This window comes from Halorarum sp. SLYT50, assembly GCF_059821265.1.
The window spans coordinates 421,151-447,039 of sequence record NZ_CM187555.1; the positions used below are offsets into that span (position 1 = coordinate 421,151).

Consider the following 25,889-nt stretch of genomic DNA (forward strand, 5'->3'; position numbering starts at 1 on the left):
GATGACGCACGAGGAGACGGAGGCGCGCGTCCGCTCGGCGGTCGGTCAGCGGCGCGAACTGGTCAACGACGCCATCGACGAGGACCTCCCGATGGCCGAACCCGAGCGGCTCTACGAGGCGACCCGCTACATCCTCGAAGCCGGCGGGAAGCGCCTCCGGCCGACCGTCTCGCTGCTCACCGGGGAGGCGCTCGCCGACGTCGAGCCGCTGTCGGCCGACTACCGTGCGTTCCCCGCGCTCGACGGGGAGCGGTTCGACCTGCTGCGCGCGGCGGTCAGCGTCGAGGTCATCCAGTCGTTCACGCTCATCCACGACGACATCATGGACGAGGACGACCTGCGCCGGGGCGTCCCGGCGGTCCACGAGGCGTACGACACGGAGACGGCCATCCTCGCGGGCGACACGCTGTACGCCAAGGCGTTCGAACTGCTCTCCGACACGGGCGCTGACCCGGCCAACGGGCTGGAGGCGGTCAACACGCTCGCGTCCACCTGCACCCGCATCTGCGAGGGGCAGTCGCTCGACGTCGACTTCGAGGCCCGCGACGACGTGACGCCAGAGGAGTACCTGGAGATGGTCGAACTCAAGACCGCCGTCCTCTACGGCGCGAGCGCGGCCATCCCGGCGATTCTGATGGACGCCGACGGGGAGGTGGTCGACGCGCTCTACCAGTACGGCATCGAGTCCGGTCGCGCGTTCCAGATACACGACGACGTCCTCGATCTGACGGTGTCCTCGGAGACGCTCGGCAAACAGCGCGGCTCCGACCTCGTGGAGGCGAAGGAGACGCTCATCACGCTCCACGCTCGCCAGCAGGGCGTCGACGTGGACGCGCTCGTCACCGCGTCGACGCCCGCGGAGGCCACGGAGGCCGAAGTCGACGAGGCCGTCGCGGCACTCGAGGAGGCGGGCAGCATCGAGTACGCCCGCGAGATGGCCGAGGACCTCGCCGCGCGGAGCAAGGAACGGCTCGCGGTCCTCCCGGACAACGAGGCGCGCTCGCTGCTCGTGGACATCGCGGACTTCCTCGTCACGCGCGGACACTGAGCGGTCGCTCGTTCCCGCGCTCTTATCCTCCGTACTCTCCGTCCGACGTCGGTGTCACTCTCCCGGCGACGACCGACCGGCGCGGTCAGACCCCCAACTCGTCGAGGTCCGCGAGCAGTTCGTCCGCGTGGCCGTCGGGCGAGACGCCCTCGTACGCGCGGACGACGGTCCCGTCCGGACCGACCACGTACGTGTTCCGGAAGACGCCGGTCACCTCGTTGCCGGAGACGGTCTTCTCGCCGTAGGAGTCGTACGCGCTCGCGACCGACCCGTCCTCGTCGGAGAGCAGGTCGAACGGGAGGTCGTACTTCTCGGCGAACGCCTCGAGGTCCGCGACCGGGTCGTCGCTGACGCCCACGACGTTCGTCCCCTTCTCGCGGAACTCCTCGATGGCGTCGCGGAAGCCGCACGCCTCGGTCGTACAGCCCGGGGTGTCGGCGCGCGGGTAGAAGTAGACGACGACGTACTCGCCCTCGAACGCCGAGAGCGCGACCGTCTCGCCGTCCTGGTTGGGCAGTTCGAACGCGGGCGCGTCGGTTCCGGTGTCGAGCATGGGTACGTCTGCGGCGGGGGCGAAAAAAGCGGTTGCGGTCGCCCACGAGCGCGCCGTCCGAGTACGCGGCTACTCCAGCGGTTCGGCCGCGTCCCGGTCCACCAGCGGCCCGGCGTTGGCCGCCGGGAGCGACACCACGTCCTCGGATTCGAGGTCGTACTCCCGTTCGTCCACACCGAGTATCTGTCCCACGTCGCGGGTGATGCGAACGGTGGTCCGGTCGTCGTTCCCGCCGGCGTCGGCCGTATCCGGGGCGTCCGAGCCGTTCGGCTCTCCCGCTCCGGCTTCGGCGTGCTGGTCTCTCGCTCCCCCCGGTCGCCTCCTCCGTCCCGTTCGTCTCACTCGTCGCCGCACGGTCGGTCGTCGCTCCGCCCCCTGCCGAGGGTTCGTCGGTCGCGTCCCGCCCTCGGTCCGGCGATCCCGCCGCGTCGGCGTCGGTCGACGGAGTCTCGGCGGGTCCGGTCGGGTCGTCGAGCGGTCGGTCCGGCGGAATCGGCTGGTCGTCCGCCGCGTCGGTCTGCGGTCCGGCCGGTGCCTCGCGCTCTGAGTCGTCGGCCGAGGCGGGCGACCCGTCGGTCGACGCCGAGTCGTCGCCCGTTCCCCCTCCGCCCATCGCGTCCGCGAGGACGCCGCCGGCGTCGGCTGCGTCCGAGACGGGGTCGGGTGCCGTCTCGTCCCTCGCAGCGTCGACGGCGTTCGCCGGCCCGTCGCTCGCGCCCGCCGCGGCGGACGGGTCGGCGTCGGCCGCCGGGGTGCCGGGTCCGTCGGCGAGGACGTCGAGGACCACCTCCTTGTTCTCCCGGATGCGGGCGACGAGGTCCTCGAACAGGTCGAGTTCCTGCGTCGTCATCCCCTCGGTCTCGACCGGCGCGTCGGCCGCGGCGAAGGAGGCGAGTTTGACCACCTTGCCGACGCGCCGTTCGTACAGCGACTCGGCCACCTCCTCGGCGGTCTCTATCTCGTCGGAGAGCTTCCTGACGCGCGAGTCGGAGAAGGGGTTGTCGACGGACGCCGCGCGGTCGTCGCGTTCGGACTTCCGCTCGGCGATGTACGTGGCGACGTCCTCGTAGAACGAGTCGCGCAGGTGCTGGAGGCTGTCCTTCCTCCGCTCTTTCGACTGGACCGTGCGCAGTTCGTCTATGTCCATCTTCGTGACCCCCGTTCACTCCGCCGCCTTCTCCGCGCGCCCGCGTGCCATCAGGAACACGCCGACGTATTCACGAACCGACTGCACACCCTCCTGAACCTTAGTCCTGTCGTCCCCGACGCCGACCGGACCGGGGTCGGTCACGTCGACTACGATTCGACTTCCCCGGAAGCGGTCGGGAATCGCGTCCACGAGCGGGTCGAACCCGTCGACGGCGTCGCGCGTCAGCGGGCGGACCACGAGGCCGCTCCCGCCGTGGATGGTCCCCGGGAGCCGGATGAGCCGGCGGAGGTCCGTCGTCACGGGTTCGTCGATGGGCGCGGTGTCGGCCGCGACCACCTCGCGCGCGACGGCGCGCACGAGCGTACCCGCCCCGGGGCCGAGTTCCACGTTGCCCTCGCGCAGGCCGTCGGGGTTGCGTTCGAGCACACCGTGGATGGTGCGGGCGGTCTTCTCGCCCACGCCGTCGAGTTCCTGCAGTGTCGCGAGCGCGTCCGCCTCGCTCATCTCGCGGAGGTCGTCCGCGTACGCCACGAGCGCCTCGTGGACGCGCCGGCCCCACCCGCCCCCCGCGCGGAGCGTCTTCTGGAGCGTGCCGCGCTCGTTCGGCCGCCGCTCGACGAGGCCGTCGTAGTTCAGGTCGACCGCGCGGACGTAGTCCACCACCTCCCGGCGGGCCGCCGAATCCAGTCCCCTGACCACCGGGTCGCGGACGTGGACGTGGTAGCCGCGCCCGCCCGAGAAGACCACGGCGAGGTCCTCGCCCCCGAACCCGAAGTCGGTCTCGAGCAGGTCGAGGAGGTTCAACAACTCGTCTTTGCACGCCGCGAGCATCTCGCCGTAGGACGCCGCTTCGGCGTCGACGCCGGGGAGGTGGTCGGCGTCGAGGTCGAAGACCAGGTCGGCCGAGCGCCACCCCTTGCCGCTCATGCTCCGGTTGCCCGGGTCGTCGTAGCGCGCCGCCGAGAAGTAGACGTGGCTGGGGGCCTCGCGCGCGAGGAACTCGCCGAGGTCGCCGGGGCCGCCCGCCACGTCGAGCAGCGACTGGTGGCGGACCATGGTCGTTCCCTCCCCCTCGGTGAAGGGGATGTGGCCCCACTCGCGCTCGTTCGCCGCCGGCGGGGGAGAGACGGTCGCGCTCCGGTAGTAGTCGCCGAAGCGACCCCTGAGGTACTCGCGCGTGCGGCGGTTCATTTGCGCTCCGTTCGTTTCGCCGTCTCGCTCAAGAGTGTTGCCGTCGCGCGCCGACCCCGGCGCGCCGGTCGGCTGGTCGTCGTCGGACGGTACCACGGCCCACCTCCCGCCCGGAACACCTATTTCCCGAACCGTCCACTCACGAAGCATGATAGACGAGACGGTCGCCGAGATCCGCGAGATGCAGACGCACTCCTCGTCTGTCGTCGCGGTGAAGGCGGCACGGGCCCTCCGCGAACTCATCGACCGGGAGTACGCCACCCTCGACGAGTTCGAGCGCGACCTGGAGTACAACGTCGGCGCGCTCCGTCGGGCGAACCCGTCGCACGCCTCGCTCCACAAGGTGATGCACGAGGTGAGCGAGGCCGTCGTCGGGACCGCCGACACCGTCGCGGACGCGAAGGACCGCCTCGACGAGGCCATCGACCGGGCGACCGAGCGCGTCGTGACGGGCAAGCGCGAGGCGGCCGCGAACGCCGCGGAGACGTTCACGGACGGCGAGACGTTCCTCACGCACGACTACTCCTCGACGGTGCTGGAGGCCGTCGAGTCGGCAGCCGCGTCGGGCAAGCACATGACCGCGCGCGTCACCGAGGCGCGTCCCCGTTACCTCGGCCGGAAGTGCGCCCGGGCGTTCGCGGAACTCGACCGCGTCGACACCCACCTCTCGGTGGACGGCGCGGCGGGCTACTGGCTGGCCGACTGCGACCGGGTCGTCGTCGGGATGGACTGCATCGTCGGCGACACGCTGTACAACCGCGTCGGCACGTTCCCCATCGCGGCCACGGCGAACGAACTCGACGTGCCCGTCGTCGTCGTCGGGTCGAGCGCGAAACTCATCGACGACGGCTTCCAGTTCGAGAACGAGTACCGCCCGGGGAGCGAAGTGCTTCTCGAACCGACGGAGGGCGTCACCGTCGACAACCCCGCGTACGACGCGACGCCGACGCGCCTCCTCGACCGGGTCGTCACCGACGAGGGCGTCCGCGAGTTCGACGACTGAGTCCCGCCTCCACCGTACCTCTCGTTTCGTCCCTTCGGAATCGAAGGCTTCGTCGTCCGCGAGAGGGCCGACGAAGTAATCGACTGGGCCGCTCACGACACGGTGAGACCACGGAGCGCCGGAGTCGCCGCCGCGCCCGGCGGTCTCCCTGGTCGCACGGCCCGGTTACGCTCGCCGGTGGCGGTACCGACGGACCCCGTACCCGACGAGCAGGGCGAACAGGAACGCCTGCGCCGCGAGACAGCGGGCGCACATCCCGTCGTTCTCGCTCGTCTGGCCCCGTTCGCCTGCCTCACTCATCGTCGCGGTCCACGTCGGGTCGGTCTCGCTCTAGCCGCGGGGGCGTGGGCACCCAGTTACAGACCCACCGCCAGTACACGAGAACCAGTCTCACTATCACCCACGAGATTATCACGACGAACTGGACGCCCACGATCACGCAGATCCGGCCGATGAAGGGGATGCGGAAGCAGCGCGTGATGAGTCGGATTACGACGCGGATGACCCACCGAATGATGGGTATCACGACGATGAACGGAACCAGCCGACAGACCCACCGACCGCCGATGTTCTCTCGGGGACTCTCCTGGTACCCCTGAGTCAGTACCGCCAGTGCCACCGCGAGCATTCGCCTGAACATGCAGTTCTCTCTTCTGTCGGGTTACACTTAGCTATCGTTTGGTTAAAATTTCTAAAGTGATATCCCGAAGAGTAACGGCCGTCTTACGATTGGTAACGATTCACTATGTGGAGTATCGAGTTCTACGTAGTCTCGGTCCCACCAGCCGGCCGGAACGTCCCCGCCGTGCGCGAGTTAAGGGTCCCTATCCCGGCGATGGACCACATCGGAGGCACCCTCCCCGGCGGGTGGCTCGCTCTCCCCGCCCAGTGGCTCGACCCGCACGCTCGACACCTTGTACTCCGGGATGCCGCTCGTCGGGTCGAACCGCTCGCCGGTGAGCGCGTTGGCCGCGCCGACGGCGAAGTGCATCGGGATGAACACCACCCCGACGCCGGGTCGGTCCGACACCGCCGCACGCACCTCGATTTCGCCCCGCGGCGAGGCGACGCGGACGTACTCGCCGTCGCGCACGCCGAGGCGCTCGGCCGTCTCGGGGTGAATCTCGACGAACGACTCGCCGACGTGGTCCAACATTCCCTCGACGCGCCGGGTGAGCGTGCCGGTGTGCCAGTGGTACAGCACCCGACCGGTGGTGAGCGTGAGGGGGAACTCCTCGCTGGGGAGTTCGCCCGGTTCGCCCATGTCCGCGGGGACGAACCGCGCCCTCCCGTCCTCGAAGGCGAACCCGTCGGCGTAGAGGTACGGCGTCCCCGGGTCGTCGGCGTCCCGGCAGGGCCACTGCAAGCCGCCCTCCTCGCGGAGCCTGTCGTGGGTGATGCCGCCGTAGATGGGCGCGAGCGTCGCTATCTCGTCCATCACGGCCGCCGGGTCGGGGTAGTTCCAGTCGTGGCCGAGCCGCCGCGCGAGGGCCTGCAGTATCTCCCAGTCCTGTCTCGCCTCGCCGGGCGGGTCGGTCGCGGCGTTGACGAGTTGCACCCGCCGCTCGGTGTTGGTGAACGTGCCGTCCTTCTCGGGGAACGCCGCGGCGGGAAGTACCACGTCCGCGTGCGCAGTCGTCTCCGTCTCGAAGACGTCCTGCACGACGAGGAAGTCGAGCGCGTCGAGCGCCTCTTCGGCGTGGGAGACGTTCGGTTCCGACAGTGCGGGGTTCTCGCCCATCACGAACAGGCCGCGGACGTTTCCTTCGAGCGCCTCGTCGAACACCTCGGGCACCTTCAGGCCCGCCTCGTCGGGCGGGCGGACGCCCCACGCGTCCTCGAACTCGTCGAGTACCGCCTCGTCGGTGAGGTCGCGGTAGCCGGGGAGACTGTCGGGGAGCGTCCCCATGTCGCCGCCGCCCCCCTGGACGTTGTTGTGCCCGCGGAACGGCGACAGCCCCGCGCCGGGCTTGCCGACGTTGCCCGTCACGAGCGCGAGGTCGGCGAGCGCGAGGACGTTCTGGGTGCCGTGGCTGTGCTGGGTCAGCCCCATCGCCCACCCGAAGACGACGGCGTCGGCGGTGGCGATGGTCTCGGCCGCCCGCGCGAGGTCCGCGGGCGCGACGCCGGCCAGCCGCTCCACCTCCTCGGGGGTGAACGGCTCCACCTTCTCGCGGACCGCCTCGAAGTTCCGGGTGTGCGCCTCGACGAACGCCTCGTCGTGGAGGTCGTTGGCGACGACGTAGCGGACGAGGCCGTTTATCCACGCCACGTCGTACCCCGGGTTCGTGCGCACGTACTGGTCGGCGTGCTCGGCTATCTCCACCTTCCGCGGGTCGAAGACGACGAGGTCCGCGCCGGCGTCGACGTTGCGCTTGATGCGCGTCGCCAGCACGGGGTGACTCTCGGTCGTGTTCGACCCCGTGATGAGGTACGCGTCCGCCTCGCCGACGTCCTCGTTGATGCGGTTCGTCATCGCGCCGAACCCGACGGTCTGTTTGAGCGCGGCGACCGTCGAGGAGTGACAGAGGCGGGCGCAGTTGTCGACGTTCTTGGTGCCGAGGACGGCGCGCGCGAACTTCTGCATCAGGTAGTCCTCCTCGTTCGTGCACTTCGAGGAGGCGAAACACGCCAGCGCGTCCGGCCCCGTCTCCTCGCGGACCCGCTCGAACTCCTCGGCGACCCGCGAGAGCGCCCCCTCCCACGACGCCTCGCGCAGTTCGCCGTCCGCGCCGCGCACCAGCGGCGTCGTCAGGCGGTCGTCGCTGTTGGCGAACTCGTAGCCGAACTTCCCCTTCACGCACGTCGAGAAGTCGTTCGCCGGCGCGGCCGCCGGGTCGGCGGTGGGGACGACCCCGAGCACGTCGTCGTCCTTCGATGCGACCTGGAAGCGGCAGCCGACGGCGCAGAACCCGCACGTCGTCTCGGTGAACTCCACGTCCCGGAGGCGGCGCTCGGAGACCCGGTCGGCGACGTCGAACAGCCACCCCTCCTTCATCGCGTTCGCGGCGAGCGACTCGGCGGTGTGTTCGCCCGCCAGGAGCGCGCGGCGGCCGAGCGACCCGACGGCGTCGCCCGCGCGCGACTTCGCCCACGACAGCGCCGACGCGAGACCGTCGCGCTCCGCCCGGCGCGCGGTGGGAGCGCGCTCGGCTTCGCGCCCGCGCTCTGCCCCGCTCGCATCCCCCTCGCGTCCGGACTCGCCCGACTCCAGCGTCTTCCCGACGCTGTTGCGGTGCGTGAACCCCGGGATGGGGAGCGTGGCGACGCCGGCGAGTCCCTTCTCGGTGAGCGACCCCGTGGGGCAGACCGTCGCACAGTGGCCGCACGAGACGCACGTCGAGTCCGCCATCGTCTCGGCGTCGGTCTGGAACCCGATTTCGGTGTCCTCCCCGGTTCCCTCCACCCGGAGGACGCCCGACACCTGTACGTCGTTGCACGCGTCGACGCAGCGCGTACAGGTGATACACTTGTTTCGGTCTATCTGGATGAACGGCGACGACTCGTCGAGCGGTTCGTACTCGCTCCGGTCGTCGAGCACGCCGAACCGGGGTTCCTCGACGCCCGCCTCGATGGCGGCGTCCTGGAGTTCACACCGGCCGTTCTGGTTGCAGGTGGTACACCGGAGGTTGTGGTCCGACAGCACCAGGTCGAGGTTCACCTCGCGCGCCTCGCGCGCGTCGGCCGCGTCGGTCCGGACCGTCACGCCGTCCTCGGCGGGGTGTGAACAGGCCGGCACCAGGTCGCCGTCGGCCTCGACGGTGCAGGTCCGGCACGTCGAGCGGGGGCCGACGTCGTCCCCACAGTCGCCCTCGCGGTCGTACGAGCAGAGCGCCGGGACCGTCCCCTCGTGCTCGGTGCGCTCCAGTGCGTCCAGGAGCGTCGACCCCGCGGGGACGCTTACCGCGCGGCCGTCGACGGTGACCGTCGCCGCCGCGCGCCCGCCGACGGGCGGGTCGGCGGCGGTTCCCGGTTCGAACGACTCCGTGAGCGGCGTACTGGTCCGCGGGTCCGACACGTCCGGCACCCGGGGGAGCGGCGTCTCCCCGTCGACCGCGTCTCCGGGCCCGTCGGGGGCGTCGTCGACGCTCACGGCGAACACACCCCCGCGGGACAGTGGCCGTCGGCGTGCGCGCGCAGGTCCGCCTCGAACCGGTCGAGCGCGGTCGACAGCGGCCGGGCGGCGTCGCGACCGAAGCCGCACAGCGACGTCGCCCGCATCGTCCGCGCGAGTTCGCGCAGGCGGGTCGCGTCGTACTCGCCGTCGTACACCGCGCGCAGCAGGTCGTGCGCCTGCACGCTCCCCTCGCGACACGGGACGCACCGCCCGCAGTTCTCCTCGCGGGCGAACTTCACCCGGCGACCGGCGACGGCGAGCGGGCACGCGCCGTCGCCGTCGAACGGTTCGAGCGCGCCGTTCGTCCCGAGTCCGGCGCTCCGGAGCGCCGGCGCGCTCGCCGGCACGTCCAGGTCGCGGGTCAGTCCGCCGAACTGTCCGCCGACGCAGGCGAACACCGGGGTCTCGTCCGGGTCGAGCGCGCGCGCGAGCGGCGCGTCCGTCGGGAGTTCGACCGTCCGCCGGGTCGCGCCGTGGACCGTGACGAGGCGCGTGCCGGGGTCTGCGGCGTCGGGGTCGAACCCCTCCTCCTCGTCCGAGTCGGCCGAGACGACCGCCGCGCGAACCTGTGCCAGCGTCCGCGGCGTGTGGACGAGCGTCGGTCGCTCGAACAGGCCGTGTTCGCTCGGGTCCGGCGGGCGGCGTCGCGCCTCGATTCGGTCTGCGCCCTCCAGCGATTCGAGGACCGCCGTGTGTTCGCCCGCCATGTAGTGCGCCGGGCCGGCGGTCACCTCGACCGTCGCGTCCGCCTCGTCGACTCCGGCGTCGGCCGCGGCCCGCACCCGCCCCGCGACGACCGAGCCGTCCGCGGGGAGCGCGACGACGACGTCCTCGGCGCTCACGGCGCGGGCGGCCGCGAGCGCGCCGTCGAGGACGCGGAGCGGGAGCGACCCGCAGAGGAGTCGGTCGCCGTCCGCCCGCGGGTCCGGGTCGAGCGCGTTCACCACCACGACCGGGTCGCCGTCGGCCGCGCGCGCCTCGCGCCACGCCGGCGCGAGCGGGTCGTCCTGCCGGGCGTCGCCCCACCCGCGGCCGCGGAGGCCGAGTCGGTCGACGGCCGCCAGCGGGTCGCGGTCCGCGTCCCCGGCCCGGAGCGGCGACTCCTCGATGCTCGCCGGTCGAACCCACCCCGCGCCGGCGAGGACGCGCCGGACGCCCGCCCGCCCGTCGTCGGGGAGCGGGACGTCGCCAGTCGCCGGGTCGTGGTCGGACACGCTCGTCGTGCCGTCCGTCGGGAACTCGCCCGCGTCGAGCGCTTCCACGACGCGGACCGCGGTGTCGGCGTCGGTCGACTCGAACAGCGCGGTCCGTCCGCCGCGCGTCGCGGCGACGAGCGGGAGCGCTCTCGTTCCGGGCGACCCCGTCTCGCGCACGTCGACCGTCTCCGCGGCCGTGCGGGCGGCGTCGAGGAGCGCCCGTCCGTCGGCGTCGTCGAACGCGACCCGGACCGTCGGGTCGCCGGTCGCCGCGTCGGGTGACATGCGCCACTACTCGATAGAGTCGCGCAAAAACGTTCGGTTCGGGCGGCCGCACCGGACGTCCGGACGCGCCGGCGACGGCGTCAGTCGAGCGACACCCACTCGCCGGCGTCGTCCGAGCGCTCCACCGCGTCGAGGACCCGCTGGACCTCGTAGGCGTCCGCGAACGACGGCGAGAACTGGTCGCCCTCGGCGACCGCCGAGAGGAACTCGTAGTTCTCGTGAATGAACGTGTGCTCCCAGCCGAGGACGTGCCCCGGCGGCCACCAGTGGTCGACGTACGGGTCGGAGGCGTCGGTGACGAGCACCGTCTCGTAGCCGCGCGCGTCGCCCGTCAGCACCTCCAGTTCGTTCAGCCGTTCGAGCGAGAACTTCAGCGACCCCTCCGTGCCGTGGACGGCGATGGTGTGGTCGTTCTTGTGACCCTCGGTCACCCGCGACGCCTCGAAGGTGCCCATCGCGCCGTTGTCGTACTCGACCTGCGCCGAGTAGGCGTCGTCGACGGTGACCGCCCGCGTCTCGACGGAGTCGCTGCCGGCGGAGTCGAGCGCGTCGCCCCCCTCGCTCACGGGGCGCTCCTCGGTGAACGTCTGCAGGTGTCCAGAGACGCGGCTCGCCTCGCCCGCCCGGTCGCTCACGAGGAACCGCGCGAGGTCGACGGTGTGTGCGCCCAGGTCGCCGAGCGCGCCCGACCCCGCCATCTCCTCGTCGTTCCGCCACGACCACGGCGCGGTAGGGTCGGCGAGCCAGTCCTGGAGGTAGCTCCCCCGGACCTGCCGGACGTCGCCGAGTTCGCCGTCGTCGATGAGCCCCTTCGCGTAGCGGATGGCCGGGACGAAGCGGTAGTTGAACGCGCACGCCGCCACGGCGTCCGTGCCGGCGGCGGCGTCGCGCATCCGCTCGGCCTCCTCGAGCGTCGGCGCGAGCGGCTTCTCCGACAGCACGGGCGTGTCGGCTTCGAGCGCCGCGATGGACGGCTCCGGGTGGACGTGGTTCGGGCCGAGGTTGTAGAAGACGTCCACCTCGTCGACCACGCCGCGCCAGTCTGTCGCCGTGTGTTCGAAGCCCAACTCCTCGGCGGCGTCCGCGAGCGCGGACTCGTCGCGCCCGACGAGCGTGTGCCGGGTCACCTCCGGGGCGTCGGGGAAGAACATCGGGAGGCGCGCGAGCGCGTTCGAGTGGGCCTTCCCCATGAATCGGTAGCCGAGGACGCCGACGTCGAGGTGTGTGTCGGTCATGTTCCGCTCACCTCACACCCAGTGGGCCTCGTCCGGCGTCGTCTCGAACGTGGCGCGCTGCAACACGTCGACGGCCTTCTCCATCCCCTCCCTCGAGGAGGTGAGCGAGTCCTCGTGTTCGATGGAGAGCACGTCGTCGTAGCCGACCATCCGAAGCGTCGACACCACGTCCTTCCAGTGCTCCTCGCCGTGACCGTAGCCGACCGAGCGGAACAGCCACGAGCGGTCCGCCTCCTCGGTGTACGGCTTCGTGTCGAGCACGCCCTTCTCGCGGGCCTGCGCCTCGTACACCCGGGTGTCCTTGGCGTGGACGTGGTGGATGAGGTCCCGTTCCCCGAGGAACCGGATGGCCTCCGTCACGTCGATACCCTGCCAGTAGAGGTGCGAGGGGTCGAAGTTCGCGCCGATGCGCTCGTTCGTCAGTTCGTTGAGCCTCGCCATCCCGTGGGGCTCGTAGACGAGCATGTTCGGGTGCATCTCGATGCCGACGTTCACGCCGTGGTCCTCGGCGTGCGCCGCCAGGTCGCTCCAGTACTCCTCGGCGACCCCCCACTGGTACTCGTGGGCCTCGCTGTGGACGTTCGGCCACGGCGCGGTCACCCAGTTGGGCACCTCGTCGTTGGGGCCGCCCGCGGGGAGCCCCGAGAAGCCGGTGACGGCGTCGACGCCGAGGTGGTCCGCGAGTTCGATGGCCTCGCGGAGTTCGCGGTCCGCCTCGGCCGCCTCGTCCTCGTCGGGGTGGAGCGGGTTGTTGTGCGTCGCGAGCGCGCTCACCCGGAGGTCGTACTCCGCTAAGTCCGCCTCGAGGTCCGATCGGGCGTCCTCGCTCGCGAGGAGTTCCTCGCGGTCGACGTGGGTCTCTCCGGGGAAGCCACCGACGCCGAGTTCGACGGCGTCGACGCCGATTCCCGAGAGGTACTCGAACGCCTCTTCGCGTGACTGGTCGCTGAGTGGGACGGTCAACACTCCGATGTCCATACGAGGGCCGTGCAGTGGGTGGCGAATAAATGTTCCCGCACCGGTAGCCACTCGGTCACCCCCGGTCGCTTTCGGTCAGTCTCGACCAACTGGTCGGTCTCGCTCTGGCCGGCCGGGTTCGACGCGTCGAGAAGTAGCGCGTCCCCGAGACTACTCGTCGAGTCGGACCGACCGCCCGGTCTCGCTCGACCGGTAGATGCCGTCGATGACCCGCTGGACCTGCAGTCCCTGTTCGACGGTGTTCCGGGCGGGGCGCTGGCCCTCCGACACCGCCTGCAGGAACGTCACCAGTTCGGCGCGGTGGGTGTCGACCGACCCCGTCTCGATGTCGGTGTCCGAGAGGTGGGGACCGCCGCCGATACCGGTCTCGAACAGCGTCAGCTCCCCCGTCTCGCGGTCGAACCGGGCGCCCGCGTTCGTCCCGCGGACGAAGAACTCGTTGTTGGTGGGCCGGTTCGTCGCCCACGCTGCCTCGAGCGAGACGGTGTGGCCGTCGGCCGTGCGGAAGAACGCCGAGACGGAGTCGTCCACGTCGAAGTCCTCCGCCCCCGAGTCGCTCCCCCACATGTCGATGTAGGTGTAGTCCTCGCGCCAGCCGAACTCCGAGCGCGCGACGCCGGACACCTCGACCACCGGCGGGAAGTCGAGGAAGTGGAGCGCCAGGTCGATGGCGTGGACGCCGATGTCGATGAGCGCGCCCCCGCCCGAGACGGACTCGGTGGTGAACCACGACCCCCGGCCGGGGACGCCCCGCCGGCGGATGTAGTTCGCCTCGACGTGGCTCGTCTCGCCGAACCGTCCCTCGTCCTGGTAGTGTTTGATGACCTCGACCGGCGCGGAGAAGCGGTTGTTGAACCCGACCATGCAGAAGCCGGCGGCGTCCGCGGCGGCGGCGGCGATGTGTTCGGCCGACTCCAGCGTGTGCGCGAGCGGTTTCTCCAGGAGGACGTCCAGTCCCGCCTCCAGCGCCGAGACGGCGTACTCCTCGTGGAAGCGGTTCGGCGTCGTGATGAACACCGCGTCGACCTGGTCGTACAGTTCCTGTTCGTCCTCGAACGCCCGGACGCCGTACGTCTGCGCGAACCGGTCCCTGGCCTCCGGCGCGACGTCCATGCCGCCGACGATGTCGGCCCCGATGTCCGCCAACCGGTCGGCGTGGTGGTGGCCGATGCCGCCGAGACCGACCACCCCGACTCGCACGTCGCCGTACGCCGAGCGGCTCACACTCCTCCCTCCCTCGGTGCTCTCGGTGGGGTATCCATTATAAGCGAGTCGTGAAGGTGGCGGTATAGGTATTGTCCTTCTCTACGCTACTCGTCGGACGGTAGACAGTCCGCTCGCCGGCCTCGGCCCGCTCTCGGTCAGTAGTCGCGTACCTCGACGTCCTCGCCGTGGCGCTCCCGTAGTTCCGCCAGCCCCGCGCTCACCGCCTCGTCGTCGCCCGTCACGCTCTCGGCCCGCCGGCGGTAGACGAACAGCGGTTCGGGAACGTGGTAGCCGTCGAGGCCCGCGTCGAGGTAGTTCAACAGCAGGTCGTACTCCGCGTGGTACATCTCCGGGTCGAACCCCCCGAACCGCTCGAGGTGGTCCGCCCGGTGTACGATACCGTTGGTGACGGTGTGCATCACGTCGGCGCCCGTGTCGACGACGACTCGCTCGCCGTCGGTCGACTGCTCGTAGTAGTCGCTGTACGCGAAGTCGGCGTCGGGCGACTCGTCGAGGACGCCCGCCAGTCGGTCGACCAGTTCCGGGAGGAACTCGTCGTCCGAGTCGAGGACGACGAGGTACTCGCCGCTCGCCTCCTCGATTCCCCGGTTCAACGTGTTCCACTGCCCGCTGTGCTCGGTCTCCACGAGACGGAGGTACGGCGCGTCGAACCCGCGCACGACGTCGACCGTCTCGTCCGTCGAGCCGTCGTCGACGACCACGTGCTCGATGCGCGAGTGGTCGACGGTCTGCCGGCGGACGCTCTCGAGCGCGCGCTCGACGAACGCCGCGGACTCGTACGTGGCCGTCAGTATCGAGACGTCCGGGTCGCTCATCGGTCGGTCGACCCCACGTCCGTCGAGGACATCACTCTTGCCCGCGGGGCGGTCCAGTACCGGTGACGAGTTCGGGCCGCCGACGAGCGACCGAGGGCCGACGACGCCGTCCGACGCGAGCGACGCGGACCGCTCCGCTCACGCCTTCGGATACCGGGGCGTCTTCGCGTCGGCGATGCGCTCGACCTGCTGGGCGGAGAGCGACACGTCGAGCGCAGCGAGGTTCTCGTGGAGGTGCTCGCTCGTCCGGGGACCGATGATGGGAGCCGTCACCGGGTCGCGGTGGAGCAGCCACGCGAGCGCGACCTGCGCGGGGGTGGCGTCCTCCTCGTCGGCGACGGCCCGGACGGCGTCGAGGACCGCCCAGTTCTCCTCGGTGAAGTACGACCGCACCGACTCGGAGGCGGCCCCGCGGGTCCCCTCCTCGGGGTCGCTCTCGCGCTCGTACTTCCCGGTGAGAAAGCCCCCCGCGAGCGGCGACCACGGGATGACGCCGACTCCCTCCTCCTCGCAGACTTCGAGGAGGTTCGGTTCCTCGTGGCGCGCGACGGCGGAGTACTCTGGCTGCATGCAGGCGAACCGCGAGTAGCCCTCGACGTCGCTCGTGTACAGCGCCTTCGTGAACTGGTAGGCCGTCATCGTGGACGCGCCGATGTAGCGGACGCGACCCGACTCGACGAGGTAGTCCAGCGCCGCGAGCGTCTCCTCGATGGGCGTCTCGTCGTCCCAGCGGTGAATCTGGTAGAGGTCGACGTAGTCGGTTCCCAGCCTGTCCAGACTCGCCTCGCACTGGTCGACGACGTGCTTTCGCGAGAGCCCGGAGCCGTTCGGTCCGTCGCGCATGTCGCCGTACACCTTGGTGGCGACAACGAGTTCGTCGCGGGTCGCCGAGTCGATGGCGGTGCCGACGATGTCCTCGGACTCCCCCGTCGAGTAGACGTTCGCCGTGTCGAGGAAGTTCACGCCGGCGTCCAGCGCCTCGTGGATGAGGTCGACGCTCTCGTCCTCGTCGGCTATCATCCACGGCTGGCCGGAGCCGAAGTTCATACAGCCCAGACAGAGCCGCGAGACGTCTAGTCCGGTGCTCCCCAGTTTGGTGTACTCCATCTCGGTCATCGGCATTGCATCGCCCGGCCGGCGCATAAGCGTGCGGGAGGCGGGGGCGGGCGGCCGTCACCGGCCTCCGAGTGACCGCAGCCGGGGACGTGCCGCGTTCACACACCGTCGGCGCGGAAGACAATCCTTAAACGACGCGACGGGGATTTCCAATCATGGCTGGAACCATCGAAGTGCTCGTCCCCGGTGGACAGGCCACTCCCGGCCCGCCGCTCGGGCCGGAGCTCGGCCCGACCCCGGTGGACGTGCAGGCGGTCGTCCAACAGATAAACGACGAGACCGCCGCGTTCGACGGTATGGAAGTGCCCGTCACGGTCGACTACGAGGACGACGGCTCGTTCGACATCGAGGTGGGCGTCCCGCCGACGGCGGAGCTCGTCAAGGACGAGGCCGGCTTCGAGACCGGGAGCGGCGAGCCGCAGAGCGACTTCGTCGCGGACCTCTCCATCGAACAGGTGAAGAAGATCGCCGAACAGAAGAGCTCTGACCTGCTGTCGTACGACACCCGCAACGCGGCCAAGGAGGTCGGCGGCACCTGCGTCACCCTCGGCGTCACCATCGAGGGCGAGGACGCGCGGACGTTCAAACGGCGCGTCGACGACGGCGAGTACGACGACGTCCTCGGAGCGGAAGAGGCGGCGGCGTAGGCGTCGAGATCACGAGGGCCGTTTTTCCCGCTCCCGCTGGACGTTCACACCACCAACAACAGCGTCGCGTAGCCCGCGGCGCCGGCCGCGAACGCGGCGAAACTGCTGCGTGTCTCCTCCGGGAGTTCCTCCTTCACGACGTTGAGGACTACACCGCCGGCGAGGAACGCGAACAGCGCGGCGACCGCCAGTTCGCGGAGTTCGGTCACCGCGCCGACCGCCCAGCCGCCGAGCAGGGCCGCGGCGAGCAGCCACCGGCCGTAGCGCCGGTACGCCTCGTCGTAGTGCCGGTCGAGTCCCGCGTCCGTGACGAACGCGTGGAGCGCCATCGCGCCCGTGAACGTCGCCAGCGCGGTCATCCCTGTCTCGATGCGGTGGACGAAGAAGTAGCCGATGAGACCGTTGTAGACGGTGAACGACCCGAGGTGAACCCAGAACACGCCACCGTCCGCGTCCCCGTCGCCCTCACCGGCGGTCCGGCGCGCCAACCGCTCGACGCCGTAGTAGGCGGCGAACCCGGTCAGCGCGACGAGGTAGGCGTGGTGTTCGAGGAACGGGACGACGCCGGCACCGGCCTCGCTGAACGTCTCCTGACCGGCCTGTAGCTCCGGGAGGACGTGGACGAACACGTACGCGATGGAGACGCCGCCGGCCGCAGACAGCCAGAGGCGGCGAGGGAGCAGCGAGGCGGCGCGGAGGTGCGCGGCGGCCACGTGGACGGCCGCGACGGCGACGACGGCGACCAGTGACGGGAACAGACCGACTGCCACGTCGACAGTCGACCCGGCACGGCCCAAAACCTGGCGGCCCACCGACGGTCAGTAGCCGAGGTCCGCCAGCCTCGCGTCGGCCCGCCCGCGGTAGTCGTCGGTGTCGAAGTAGCGGACGTGCTCGAGCACGGGGTAGAGCGCGTACGCCGAACATCGGCCGTCGTGGAACCCGTCGTCGATGCCTCGGTGGCGGTCGTACGCGTCGAAGAAGGCGTCGCCGAAGCCGACGAACTCGCAGTACGCGAGGTCCACCTCCGCGTGTCCGTAGCTGCACGCCGGGTCGAGGAACGCGGCGACCCGGTCCCCGCTCACGACGAGGTTGTTCGCCCACACGTCGCCGTGGAGCAGCGACGCGGGCGGGCCGTCGGGGACGAGCGAGTCGAGGTCCGCACACAGCGACTCGACGCGGTCGAACAGCGCGGGCGGGAGGCTCCCCTCGTCGCGGGCGGCGCGGGCGACGTACAGGAGGCGGTGGTCTCGGAAGAACGCGACCCACGAGTCGGTCCACGGGTTCGGCTGGTGGTACGGCCCGGAGAGCGTGTCGAACGGGAAGCCGTATCGGTCGGCGGTGTGGTCGTGGAGCGCGGCGAGGCGGCGCGCCAGGTCCCGAACCGCCCGGTCGCCGAGCGGTCCGCCGCCAGCCACGAACGAGAGGACCAGCAGCGCGTCCGAGGCGTACAGCACCTCCGGCACCGGGAGTCCGCGCGCGCCGAGATACCGGAGCATCCGCGCCTCGACGGTGAGCGGCGTCGCGCCCGTCTTGGCGGCGACCGTCCGCCCGTCCGCGAGGTCGACCCGGTGGACGCCTCCGACCATCCCCCCGTCGAGGTCCGTGACCGCCGTCGCCTCCGCGTCGAGGGCGCGCGCGACCGCCCGGCCGACCGCCTCGGTGTCCGACAGCATACCTGCGGTGTCGGTCGGGGACGACAAGACGGTTCGGTCCGCACGACACGCACCCCGCTCCGCCCCCCTGTCGCTCCCGGAACGAACGCACGAGTCCTCCGTCGAACGCCCACACTGCTGGTGGCCAAGTGGAGCCGAACGAAACAGCACCCGAGAGGGTGGACCCGTTCGAAACGGCAGGTCAGTTCCGAAACTCGAGCACGAACCGGAAGACGGACGCGGAGCGCCGTTCGGCGGGCTGCTGTCGCTTCTCGGCCTCCTGTAGGCTCTGCCGAAAGGGGCGGAGTGCTCCACGTCGCGTCGTTCCTGTGTGTCGCGTACCGCGACCCGCTGACCGAGCCCTCGGTACTCTGGTTGAGCGTCGGAATCGTTACGCTCGCTATCGAAGTCACCGTCGTCGGAGCGAGCGTTCGCCGCGGTGGTCGGTGAGAGTGTATCGTGTTCGGGCCTTGTCGAGTTATGTTCAAATGTCTGGGGTAATAAAAAAGTAGTGAATCGGTAATTAAAGAGACCAAACGGTGGACGCCCTCCGGGCCAGAGAGAACCGACGCAATCCCCCCGGGTGGTGCGTCCCGTCTACCCCACTATTTCATAAACCGAAACGTATACCATATATATCCCCAACCAATGATTAGACGAGTCTAATTCGAGAGTCCGATTACTCAATCATGTCACTAAAACAATACGACAAACCAGCAGTGACGCGACGCGCTACGCGCCGGCGGTGCCGCGACGCTCGTGGGTTTGGCCGGGTGCACGGCACTGCCGAGCGCACCAGGACAGGCCGGGAATGACGGTGACGACGGAAGTGACGGGCCGGTCGCCGTGGCCTCGTTCTTCAGCTTCTTCGACTTCGGACGGCAGATCGCCGACGATACCCCGCTGACGGTGGAGAACCTCGTCCCGACGGGACTGCACGGCCACGGCTGGGAGCCCAACGCCAGTATCACCCAACGAATCATCGAGGCGGACGCGTTCATTCACGTCGGGGAAGACTTCCAACCCTGGGCCGACCGCGCCATCCAAACAATCAACGGGGACGACGTGGACACGGCGCTCATCAACGCCCGGGAGGGCATCGACCTGGTGGATCTCGCCTCGTCCCTCGATCGTGAAGAGGAGGGCGTCGGCGCTCAGCGCGGGAAGGACCCGCACTTCTGGCTGGATCCTCGGCGCGCAAAGGAATCCGTCGACAACATCGCCGACGGGTTCGCCGAGGTCGTCCCGGAGCACGCCGACACCTTCCGCGAGAACGCCGAGACGTACAAATCCGAGGTGCTGGAGCGTATCGACAGCGACTACGATGCCGTCTTCGAGGCGGCCGAACGTGACATCGTCCAGTTGGCCGCGCACAACGCCTTCCAGTACATCGGGGTGCGCTACGGCGTGCGGATGCGCCCGCTGGTGACGAGCCTCGCGGCGAGCGGCGACGTCAAACCCGCGGACATCCGCGAAGCGGCGGCGGTCATCCGCGAGAACGACATCAGGTACATCGCCAACGGCGTCTTCGAGTCCCAGCGCCCCGCCCAGCAGCTCGTCCGCGAGACGGACGTGGAGGCGTACTTTCCCATGACGCCGTACGCCGGCGTCCGCGAGGAGTGGGTCGAGGAGAACTGGGGCTACGAGGAGATCGCCTACAACATCAACATCCCCACCCTCGAGATCGTCCTCGGCACCGAGACTCCCGAGGACGCGGCCCCGTCGGCGGACTGGCTCGAGCAGTGGCGGAACTTCGAACCGATATGAGCACACAGGACACCGACCCCACGACGGCAGCCGCCACGGACGAGCGAGCGACGACCGAGACGGACCCGGACGCCACGGCGGGCGACCCGGTCGTCGACCTCGCGAGCGTCACTTTCGGCTACACGGCGACGCCCGTCGTCGAGGGCGTTTCGCTGACCATCGACCCGGGGGAGTACGTCGCCGTCGTCGGGCCGAACGGTTCGGGGAAGTCGACGCTGATGCAGCTGATGTTGGGGCTGCTCGAACCCGACGCGGGCACGGCTCGCCTGTTCGGCGAGCACGCCGACCGCTTCGACGACGGCGAACGGGTCGGCTACGTCGCCCAGCACGCCAGCGCCGCCAAGGAGATGCCCATCACCGTCCGCGAGGTGGTGAAGATGGGCCGATTCCCGCACGTCGGGTTCGGCCGGCTGTCGGCGGCGGATTGGGCCATTGTCGACGACACCCTCGACACCGTCGGCATGAGTGCGTTCGCCGACCGGCGCGTCACGCAGCTCTCGGGCGGCCAGCGCCAGCGGGCGTTCATCGCGCGGGCGCTGGCGAGCGAAGCCGACTTGCTCGTCTTGGACGAACCGACCGTCGGGGTCGACGCCGAGTCGGTCGACGCCTTCTACAGTCTGCTGGCGGCGCTCAACGCGGAGGGCATCACCGTCCTCCTCATCGAACACGACCTCGGGGCGGTCGTCGAACACGCCGACCGCGTCGTCTGTCTGAACCGGGAAGTGTACTTCGACGGCCCGACCGACGAGTTCGTCGAAAGCGACGCGCTGGCCCGGGCGTTCGGAACCGAGGCACGGTTCCTCACGGAGGTGAACGGATGAGCTCGGGAGTGGCCGCCGTGCTCGTGGCGAGCGGCCTCGTCGTCGTGGACCCGTCGCTGGTGGTCCCGCTGCAAAGCGGGCTGAGCGCCGTCGGCGACCTCGTCTTCGGTGTCCTCCTGTGGCTCCTAGAGCAGTGGTACTGGCTGATGGACTGGGTGTACTACTTCACGGGTCTCGAGATGCTGAACCCGCGCTACCGGTTCATGCACCGGGCGATACTCGTCGGGCTCTGTGTCGGCGTGATGGCGCCGCTCATCGGGACGTTCCTCGTACACCGGCAGCTCGCACTCATCGGCGACGCGCTGGCCCACACCGGATTCGCCGGCGTGGCCGTCGGCCTGTTCTTGAACGCCGTCATCGACCTCGGAGTATCGCCGTACCTCACCGCCGTCGTCGTGGCGATGATCGCCGCGCTGTTCATCGAACTCATCTCCGAGGTTACGGACGCCTACAACGACGTGTCGATGGCTATCGTCCTGTCGACCGGATTCGCGCTGGGGACGACGCTCATCAGTCTCAACGCGGGCGGGCTCGCCGTCGGCGTCAACCAGTTCCTCTTCGGCAACCTCTCGACGGTGTCGCCTCAGAGTGCGGCTATCCTCCTGGTGTTGTTCGTCGTCATCGTCGGGACGGTGGCTGTGACGCGCAACCAGCTCCTGTACGTGACCTTCGACGAGACGGCAGCCGCCGTCTCCGGCATCTCCGTCAACTGGTACAATCGGGTGATGGTGATGCTGACGGCGATGGTCGTCGTCGGCGCGATGCAAATTATGGGTGTCATCCTCGTCGCGGCGATGCTCGTGGTTCCAGTGGCCGGTGCGACCCAGGTGTCCCGGAGTTTCTCCGAGTCGTTGGTGGTTTCGGTCGTCCTCGCGGAACTCGCGGTGTTGCTGGGGATCGGCGTTGCCTATTACGGCGGTGTCACGGCCGGCGGAGTCATCGTCCTCACCGCCGTGGGAATCTACGTCTGCGCCGTCGCGCTAGGCAAGGTTCAATCCGTTCGAGGCAGCCAGCAGGCGCCTGATATGGGGAGTATCGAGGCTGAGGGTGCAGACGTCGGAACCGGAACTGGAGGCGACTGACGATCACGGCCAGTGACGACGGCTCGCCGGAGAACGAGACCAGCCGAAGCGACAAGGAGGCTCGACCGAACCTATCGACGGGAACCCAGAGTGCGGTCACGGAGGAGTATATCAAAGCAGTCTATTGTCATCGAGCGGGAACAGCGTCGATCGCCGGTCGACCACCAGCGTCGTCTTCGACCGCTGAAGTTGGCGCTCCGGTACCGAGTCTGACGGCCTTGCGGACCCGGAGGGCCGCCCGATGGTGGTAGGAGTGAATCCGGGTAGGTAGTCGCGTACCGGGGTCTCGGAACCGAACCCGAGACGGTCGTTCCGGTGGCGACGCCGTGCGAGGCGGTGGCTCGCCGGGGTCGGTTCGGAGGCCTTAAGTGGCTCATGACCGTCCGCCGATGTGAGACAGGCGTACGCCTGTTTCACTGACCCGTAGGAGCAGTTCCTGCGTACTACGGAGGTGAAAAATGGCAGATTCAATCGAGGACGCTGTATCCCAAGCGCTTGACGAGGCCCCGGAGCGGAACTTCCGGGAGACGTTGGACCTCGCCATCAATCTACGCGACTTGGACCTCAACGACCCGGCGAATCGTGTCGACGACGAGGTGGTCCTGCCGAGCGGAACCGGCCAGGACACGCGCATCGTCGTCATCGCGGAGGGCGAGACCGCCCTCCGCGCGGAGGACGTCGCCGACGACGTGTTCTCGGGCAGCGACCTGTCGGACCTCGCGGACGACGAGGACACCGCGAAGGACCTCGCCGATGAGACGGACTTCTTCATCGCCGAGGCCGACATGATGCAGGACGTCGCGTCCAACCTCGGGCGGATTCTCGGCCCGCGGGGGAAGATGCCGACGCCGCTGCAGCCCGACGACGACGTCGTCGAAGTCGTCAACCGAATGAAAAACACCGTCCAACTCCGCTCGCGCGACCGGCGCACGTTCCACACGCGCGTCGGTGCGGACGACATGAGCGCGGAGGAGATCGCGGACAACATCGACGTCATCGTCCGTCGGCTGGAGGCGGACCTCGAGAAGGGGCCGCTCAACCTCGACGGCGTGTACGTCAAGACGACGATGGGCCCGTCCGTGGAGGTGCCGGTCTGATGAGCTCCGCCGAGGAGGTCCGCAAGACCGAGACCATCCCCGAGTGGAAGCGCCAGGAGGTCGAGGAGCTCGCCGAGTTCCTCGGGCGGTACTCCTCCATCGGCGTCGTCGGCGTGACCGGCATCCCGAGCCGGCAGCTCCAGGCGATGCGGCGCGACCTCCACGGGGAGGCCGAACTCCGGATGAGCCGGAACACGCTCGTCACCTACGCGCTCGACGAGGAGGACGACGGGCTCGAGGAACTGGTCGAGTACGTCAGCGGCGAGGTGGGGCTCATCGGGACGAACGACAACCCGTTCGGCCTGTTCAGGCAGCTCGAGGCCTCGAAGACGCCCGCGCCCATCAACGCCGGCGAAGTCGCCCCCAACGACATCGTCATCCCCGAGGGCGACACCGGCGTCGACCCCGGCCCGTTCGTCGGGGAACTCCAGCAGGTCGGCGCGGACGCCCGCATCCAGGACGGCTCGATTCAGGTGATGTCCGACTCGACGGTGCTCGAGGCGGGGGAGGCCGTCTCGGACGACCTGGCGAACGTGCTCGCCGAACTCGGAATCGAGCCGAAGGAGGTCGGACTCGACCTCAAGGCGGTGTACTCCGAGGGCGTGCTGTTCGAGGCGGACGAACTCTCCATCGACGTGGACGAGTACCGCGCGGACGTGCAGTCGGCCGCCGCCGCCGCCCGGAACCTCTCGGTCAACGCGGCGTACCCGACCGACCGCACCGCCGGCACGCTGCTCGCGAAGGCCGCCGGCGAGGCCAAGTCGGTCGGTCTCCAGGCCGCCATCGCCGACGAGGAGCTCATGCCGGACCTCGTGCGCAAGGCCGACGCGCAACTGCGCGCGCTCGCGGCCGCCGTCGACGACGAGGAGGCACTCCCCGAGGAACTCCGCGGCGCCGCCGCGCCCGAACCGGCGGCGGAGTCCGAGGCGGAGCCGGACGAACAGGGCGACGAAGGAGACGAGGAAGCCGAGGCTGAGGCCGACGCCGCCGACGACGATGACGACGACGACGAGGACGACGGCGCGGAAGGTCTGGGCGCGATGTTCGGATAACCAGAATTCGACTGTACACCAATGGAATACGTTTACGCTGCACTCATCCTGAACGAGACGGGCGAAGAGATCAACGAAGACAACGTGACGGCCGTGCTCGAGGCGGCCGGCGTCGACGTCGAGGAGTCCCGCGTCAAGGCGCTCGTCGCCGCGCTCGAGGACGTCGACATCGAGGAGGCCATCGAGACGGCCGCCGCGGCACCCGCCGCGGGCGGTGCGGCCGGCGGCGCCGGCGGCGCCGGCGGCGCCGCGGGCGACGACGAGTCGGCCGACGAGGACGAGGAGAGGAGGCCGCCGAGGAGGAGGCCGCCGCGGAGAGGAAGACGAGGACGAGGAGCCCTCCGGCGAGGGTCTCGGCGACCTCTTCGGCTGAACCGGCGACCGCCGTCGGAGTCGCGCGGTCCGCCGACTCTCCGAATCGACGTTTCTTTCGCGCTCTCACCGACAGCGGGGCGACCGCACCGCGGGCGGCGCGTCGCTCGCTAGCGCCGGCGCCGCGAGGTCGCCCCGTGACGCGTCCGCCCGGCGACGCGTGTGAGTGGGAACTATACCACCCCCGGAACCACCGGTAGGCATGAGAGAGCGATACGACTGTATCGTCGTCGGGGTCGGCGGCATGGGTAGCGCCGCCGTCTACCGACTCGCCGCGCGAGGTCTAGACACGCTCGGTCTGGAGCAGTTCGACGTCCCCCACGACCAGGGGTCGAGTCACGGGAGCACGCGCATCGTCAGGCTCACCCAGCCGGAGGACCCCAGCTACGTCCCGCTTGCGCGGGCCGCCTTCGAGAACTGGCGCGAACTCGAAGCCGTCACCGGCCGCAGCCTCCTCACCACCACCGGGTCGGTCCACGCCGGCCACCCGGGCGCCGACATCGTCCCCGACGCGCGCGCGTCGCTCGACGCGCACGACGTGGGGTACGAACTCCTGTCGGGCGAGGAGGTGAACGAGCGGTTCCCGGGGTACGACTTGCCCGCCGACTACCGCGCGGTGTACCAGCCGGACGGGGGCTTCGTCGACTGCGAGCGCGCGGTCAGCGCGCACGTCGAGGCGGCCCACGCCGAGGGGGCGACCGTCCGGGCGCGCGAGCGCGTCACGGAGTGGCGCGAGACGGCCGAGGGCGTCCGCGTCGAGACGACGAAGGGGAGCTACGTCGCCGACGACCTGGTGGTCGCGGCGGGGGCGTGGAGCGACGACCTGCTCCCCTCGCTGGCGGACGAACTCACGCCCGTCCGGCGGGTGATGGCGTGGCTCCAGCCGGAACGGCCCGCGGCGTTCCGGCCCGACGCGTTCCCCGTGTTCAGCCTGTCGGGCCGCGAGGGGTACGGGTACGGCTTCCCGACGTACGACGTTCCGGGGTTCAAGTTCGGCCGCGAACCGAACCCAGACGAACCGTTCGACTCGACGAACCCGGTCGACCCGGACGGCTGGAACCGCGAGCCGACGCCGCGCGACGAGGCGTTCCACCGGGAGTTCGCGGAGACGTACTTCCCGGCCGGCGCGGGGCCGACGCTGCGCCTCCGGACGTGCCTGATGACCGAGTCGTCCGACCGCCACTTCCTCCTCGGTCCGCACCCCGAGTACGACGGCGTCCACGTCGCCGCCGGGTTCACCGGTCACGGGTTCAAGTTCACCTCCGTCGTGGGGGAGGTGCTCGCCGACTTCGTCGCGGACGGTGACACCGACGAGCGAATCGACCTCCACCACGTCCGCCGTCTGTTCGTGGACGACGAGTGACGTCGCCGAGCCGATGTATGTACGTGCGTGATTCATATCCAACACGAATATCGGCGAAAATATGACTGAAAACGCAATAGAGCGTCGAGGAAGACTCCGAATGTGACCCGCGGCGGTCGGAA

At 69.8% G+C, this 25,889-nt stretch carries 23 protein-coding genes and 1 pseudogene; 10 read left to right on the plus strand and 14 right to left on the minus strand.

The genetic code is table 11. The annotated features are described in order from the left end of the window. Position 1 precedes the first annotated feature (1 nt). A complete protein-coding gene (idsA3, locus tag AC6RUA_RS02160; protein ID WP_499814314.1) occupies positions 2-1,048 on the plus strand; it encodes a geranylfarnesyl diphosphate synthase in 1,047 nt (348 codons plus the stop codon). Between the two features lie 85 nt (positions 1,049-1,133). Here idsA3 and bcp read toward each other — a convergent pair whose 3' ends face one another. The 3 genes from bcp to priS form a co-directional block, all read right to left on the minus strand. Next, positions 1,134-1,601, minus strand: a complete 468-nt coding sequence (bcp, locus tag AC6RUA_RS02165) for a thioredoxin-dependent thiol peroxidase (protein ID WP_499814315.1) — start codon at positions 1,599-1,601, stop codon at positions 1,134-1,136. Between the two features lie 69 nt (positions 1,602-1,670). Continuing rightward, entirely contained in the window at positions 1,671-1,955 is a 285-nt protein-coding gene (locus tag AC6RUA_RS02170) for a DNA replication complex subunit Gins51 (protein ID WP_499814316.1), read from the minus strand. An 808-nt stretch (positions 1,956-2,763) separates the two neighbouring features. Next, entirely contained in the window at positions 2,764-3,942 is a 1,179-nt protein-coding gene (priS, locus tag AC6RUA_RS02175; protein ID WP_499814317.1) for a DNA primase small subunit PriS, read from the minus strand. A gap of 148 nt (positions 3,943-4,090) precedes the next feature. Here priS and AC6RUA_RS02180 point away from each other — a divergent pair, with 148 nt between their 5' ends. Continuing rightward, positions 4,091-4,945, plus strand: a complete 855-nt coding sequence (locus AC6RUA_RS02180; protein ID WP_499814318.1) for an eIF2B alpha/beta/delta subunit family protein — start codon at positions 4,091-4,093, stop codon at positions 4,943-4,945. A 165-nt stretch (positions 4,946-5,110) separates the two neighbouring features. Here AC6RUA_RS02180 and AC6RUA_RS02185 read toward each other — a convergent pair whose 3' ends face one another. The 9 genes from AC6RUA_RS02185 to AC6RUA_RS02225 form a co-directional block, all read right to left on the minus strand. Next, positions 5,111-5,245, minus strand: coding sequence for a hypothetical protein (locus tag AC6RUA_RS02185; RefSeq protein ID WP_499814319.1), 135 nt, complete (start codon positions 5,243-5,245; stop codon positions 5,111-5,113). Next, positions 5,238-5,585, minus strand: a complete 348-nt coding sequence (locus AC6RUA_RS02190; RefSeq protein ID WP_499814320.1) for a hypothetical protein — start codon at positions 5,583-5,585, stop codon at positions 5,238-5,240. The genes AC6RUA_RS02185 and AC6RUA_RS02190 overlap by 8 nt, the downstream gene beginning before the upstream one ends. Before the next feature lie 174 nt (positions 5,586-5,759). Further along, entirely contained in the window at positions 5,760-9,038 is a 3,279-nt protein-coding gene (gene fdhF / locus AC6RUA_RS02195; RefSeq protein ID WP_499814321.1) for a formate dehydrogenase subunit alpha, read from the minus strand. Next, complete coding sequence (locus tag AC6RUA_RS02200) at positions 9,035-10,543, minus strand: NADH-ubiquinone oxidoreductase-F iron-sulfur binding region domain-containing protein (RefSeq protein WP_499814322.1); 1,509 nt, start codon at positions 10,541-10,543, stop codon at positions 9,035-9,037. Before AC6RUA_RS02200 ends, fdhF begins: the two co-directional genes overlap by 4 nt. A gap of 80 nt (positions 10,544-10,623) precedes the next feature. Continuing rightward, positions 10,624-11,778, minus strand: coding sequence for a Gfo/Idh/MocA family protein (locus AC6RUA_RS02205; protein WP_499814323.1), 1,155 nt, complete (start codon positions 11,776-11,778; stop codon positions 10,624-10,626). A gap of 12 nt (positions 11,779-11,790) precedes the next feature. Continuing rightward, entirely contained in the window at positions 11,791-12,756 is a 966-nt protein-coding gene (locus AC6RUA_RS02210; RefSeq protein ID WP_499814324.1) for a sugar phosphate isomerase/epimerase family protein, read from the minus strand. Between the two features lie 150 nt (positions 12,757-12,906). Continuing rightward, on the minus strand, positions 12,907-13,980 hold the full coding sequence (locus AC6RUA_RS02215; RefSeq protein ID WP_499814325.1) for a Gfo/Idh/MocA family protein: 1,074 nt from the start codon (positions 13,978-13,980) through the stop codon (positions 12,907-12,909). A gap of 137 nt (positions 13,981-14,117) precedes the next feature. Beyond that, complete coding sequence (locus AC6RUA_RS02220) at positions 14,118-14,798, minus strand: glycosyltransferase (protein ID WP_499814326.1); 681 nt, start codon at positions 14,796-14,798, stop codon at positions 14,118-14,120. 138 nt (positions 14,799-14,936) lie between these two features. Next, positions 14,937-15,914: an aldo/keto reductase gene (locus tag AC6RUA_RS02225; RefSeq protein ID WP_499814327.1), complete on the minus strand. Its 978-nt coding sequence runs from the start codon at positions 15,912-15,914 to the stop codon at positions 14,937-14,939. A 155-nt stretch (positions 15,915-16,069) separates the two neighbouring features. On the opposite strand from AC6RUA_RS02225, the gene AC6RUA_RS02230 reads away from it, so the two are divergent. Further along, positions 16,070-16,561, plus strand: coding sequence for a 50S ribosomal protein L11 (locus AC6RUA_RS02230; RefSeq protein WP_499814328.1), 492 nt, complete (start codon positions 16,070-16,072; stop codon positions 16,559-16,561). A gap of 44 nt (positions 16,562-16,605) precedes the next feature. Here the strand turns inward: AC6RUA_RS02230 and AC6RUA_RS02235 are convergent, their stop codons facing one another. Together AC6RUA_RS02235 and AC6RUA_RS02240 are read right to left on the minus strand one after the other, a co-directional pair. Next, positions 16,606-17,331 carry a hypothetical protein gene (locus tag AC6RUA_RS02235; protein WP_499814329.1) on the minus strand — a complete coding sequence of 242 codons (726 nt, stop codon included), beginning with the start codon at positions 17,329-17,331 and terminating at the stop codon, positions 16,606-16,608. 48 nt (positions 17,332-17,379) lie between these two features. Next, a complete protein-coding gene (locus tag AC6RUA_RS02240) occupies positions 17,380-18,234 on the minus strand; it encodes a fructosamine kinase family protein (protein ID WP_499814330.1) in 855 nt (284 codons plus the stop codon). 738 nt (positions 18,235-18,972) lie between these two features. Here AC6RUA_RS02240 and AC6RUA_RS02245 point away from each other — a divergent pair. The 7 genes and pseudogenes from AC6RUA_RS02245 (at position 18,973) to solA (ending at position 25,767) form a co-directional block, all read left to right on the plus strand. Continuing rightward, positions 18,973-19,980 (plus strand): metal ABC transporter substrate-binding protein, encoded by a 1,008-nt coding sequence (locus AC6RUA_RS02245; protein WP_499814331.1) that lies wholly within the window; start codon positions 18,973-18,975, stop codon positions 19,978-19,980. Further along, positions 19,977-20,801, plus strand: a complete 825-nt coding sequence (locus tag AC6RUA_RS02250) for a metal ABC transporter ATP-binding protein (RefSeq protein WP_499814332.1) — start codon at positions 19,977-19,979, stop codon at positions 20,799-20,801. Before AC6RUA_RS02245 ends, AC6RUA_RS02250 begins: the two co-directional genes overlap by 4 nt. After that, positions 20,798-21,883, plus strand: coding sequence for a metal ABC transporter permease (locus AC6RUA_RS02255; protein ID WP_499814333.1), 1,086 nt, complete (start codon positions 20,798-20,800; stop codon positions 21,881-21,883). The genes AC6RUA_RS02250 and AC6RUA_RS02255 overlap by 4 nt, the downstream gene beginning before the upstream one ends. Before the next feature lie 458 nt (positions 21,884-22,341). Further along, the gene (locus AC6RUA_RS02260) at positions 22,342-22,980 is read left to right on the plus strand and encodes a 50S ribosomal protein L1 (protein ID WP_499814334.1); all 639 of its coding nucleotides are present in this window, start codon (positions 22,342-22,344) and stop codon (positions 22,978-22,980) included. Continuing rightward, positions 22,980-24,032, plus strand: coding sequence for a 50S ribosomal protein L10 (locus AC6RUA_RS02265; RefSeq protein ID WP_499814335.1), 1,053 nt, complete (start codon positions 22,980-22,982; stop codon positions 24,030-24,032). Before AC6RUA_RS02260 ends, AC6RUA_RS02265 begins: the two co-directional genes overlap by 1 nt. A gap of 21 nt (positions 24,033-24,053) precedes the next feature. Continuing rightward, positions 24,054-24,405: pseudogene (gene rpl12p / locus AC6RUA_RS02270) on the plus strand (50S ribosomal protein P1). A gap of 201 nt (positions 24,406-24,606) precedes the next feature. Further along, a complete protein-coding gene (solA, locus tag AC6RUA_RS02275; RefSeq protein ID WP_499814336.1) occupies positions 24,607-25,767 on the plus strand; it encodes an N-methyl-L-tryptophan oxidase in 1,161 nt (386 codons plus the stop codon). Positions 25,768-25,889 lie beyond the last annotated feature (122 nt).

Excerpts from the sequence above, each read along its gene's own strand:
- idsA3 (WP_499814314.1), top strand. The coding sequence starts at position 2 with ATGACGCACGAGGAGACGGAGGCGCGCGTCCGCTCGGCGGTCGGTCAG.
- bcp (WP_499814315.1), bottom strand. The coding sequence starts at position 1,601 with ATGCTCGACACCGGAACCGACGCGCCCGCGTTCGAACTGCCCAACCAG.
- priS (WP_499814317.1), bottom strand. The coding sequence starts at position 3,942 with ATGAACCGCCGCACGCGCGAGTACCTCAGGGGTCGCTTCGGCGACTAC.
- AC6RUA_RS02180 (WP_499814318.1), top strand. The coding sequence starts at position 4,091 with ATGATAGACGAGACGGTCGCCGAGATCCGCGAGATGCAGACGCACTCC.
- AC6RUA_RS02185 (WP_499814319.1), bottom strand. The coding sequence starts at position 5,245 with ATGAGTGAGGCAGGCGAACGGGGCCAGACGAGCGAGAACGACGGGATG.
- AC6RUA_RS02190 (WP_499814320.1), bottom strand. The coding sequence starts at position 5,585 with ATGTTCAGGCGAATGCTCGCGGTGGCACTGGCGGTACTGACTCAGGGG.
- AC6RUA_RS02200 (WP_499814322.1), bottom strand. The coding sequence starts at position 10,543 with ATGTCACCCGACGCGGCGACCGGCGACCCGACGGTCCGGGTCGCGTTC.
- AC6RUA_RS02205 (WP_499814323.1), bottom strand. The coding sequence starts at position 11,778 with ATGACCGACACACACCTCGACGTCGGCGTCCTCGGCTACCGATTCATG.
- AC6RUA_RS02210 (WP_499814324.1), bottom strand. The coding sequence starts at position 12,756 with ATGGACATCGGAGTGTTGACCGTCCCACTCAGCGACCAGTCACGCGAA.
- AC6RUA_RS02220 (WP_499814326.1), bottom strand. The coding sequence starts at position 14,798 with ATGAGCGACCCGGACGTCTCGATACTGACGGCCACGTACGAGTCCGCG.
- AC6RUA_RS02225 (WP_499814327.1), bottom strand. The coding sequence starts at position 15,914 with ATGACCGAGATGGAGTACACCAAACTGGGGAGCACCGGACTAGACGTC.
- AC6RUA_RS02230 (WP_499814328.1), top strand. The coding sequence starts at position 16,070 with ATGGCTGGAACCATCGAAGTGCTCGTCCCCGGTGGACAGGCCACTCCC.
- AC6RUA_RS02240 (WP_499814330.1), bottom strand. The coding sequence starts at position 18,234 with ATGCTGTCGGACACCGAGGCGGTCGGCCGGGCGGTCGCGCGCGCCCTC.
- AC6RUA_RS02250 (WP_499814332.1), top strand. The coding sequence starts at position 19,977 with ATGAGCACACAGGACACCGACCCCACGACGGCAGCCGCCACGGACGAG.
- AC6RUA_RS02255 (WP_499814333.1), top strand. The coding sequence starts at position 20,798 with ATGAGCTCGGGAGTGGCCGCCGTGCTCGTGGCGAGCGGCCTCGTCGTC.
- AC6RUA_RS02260 (WP_499814334.1), top strand. The coding sequence starts at position 22,342 with ATGGCAGATTCAATCGAGGACGCTGTATCCCAAGCGCTTGACGAGGCC.
- AC6RUA_RS02265 (WP_499814335.1), top strand. The coding sequence starts at position 22,980 with ATGAGCTCCGCCGAGGAGGTCCGCAAGACCGAGACCATCCCCGAGTGG.
- solA (WP_499814336.1), top strand. The coding sequence starts at position 24,607 with ATGAGAGAGCGATACGACTGTATCGTCGTCGGGGTCGGCGGCATGGGT.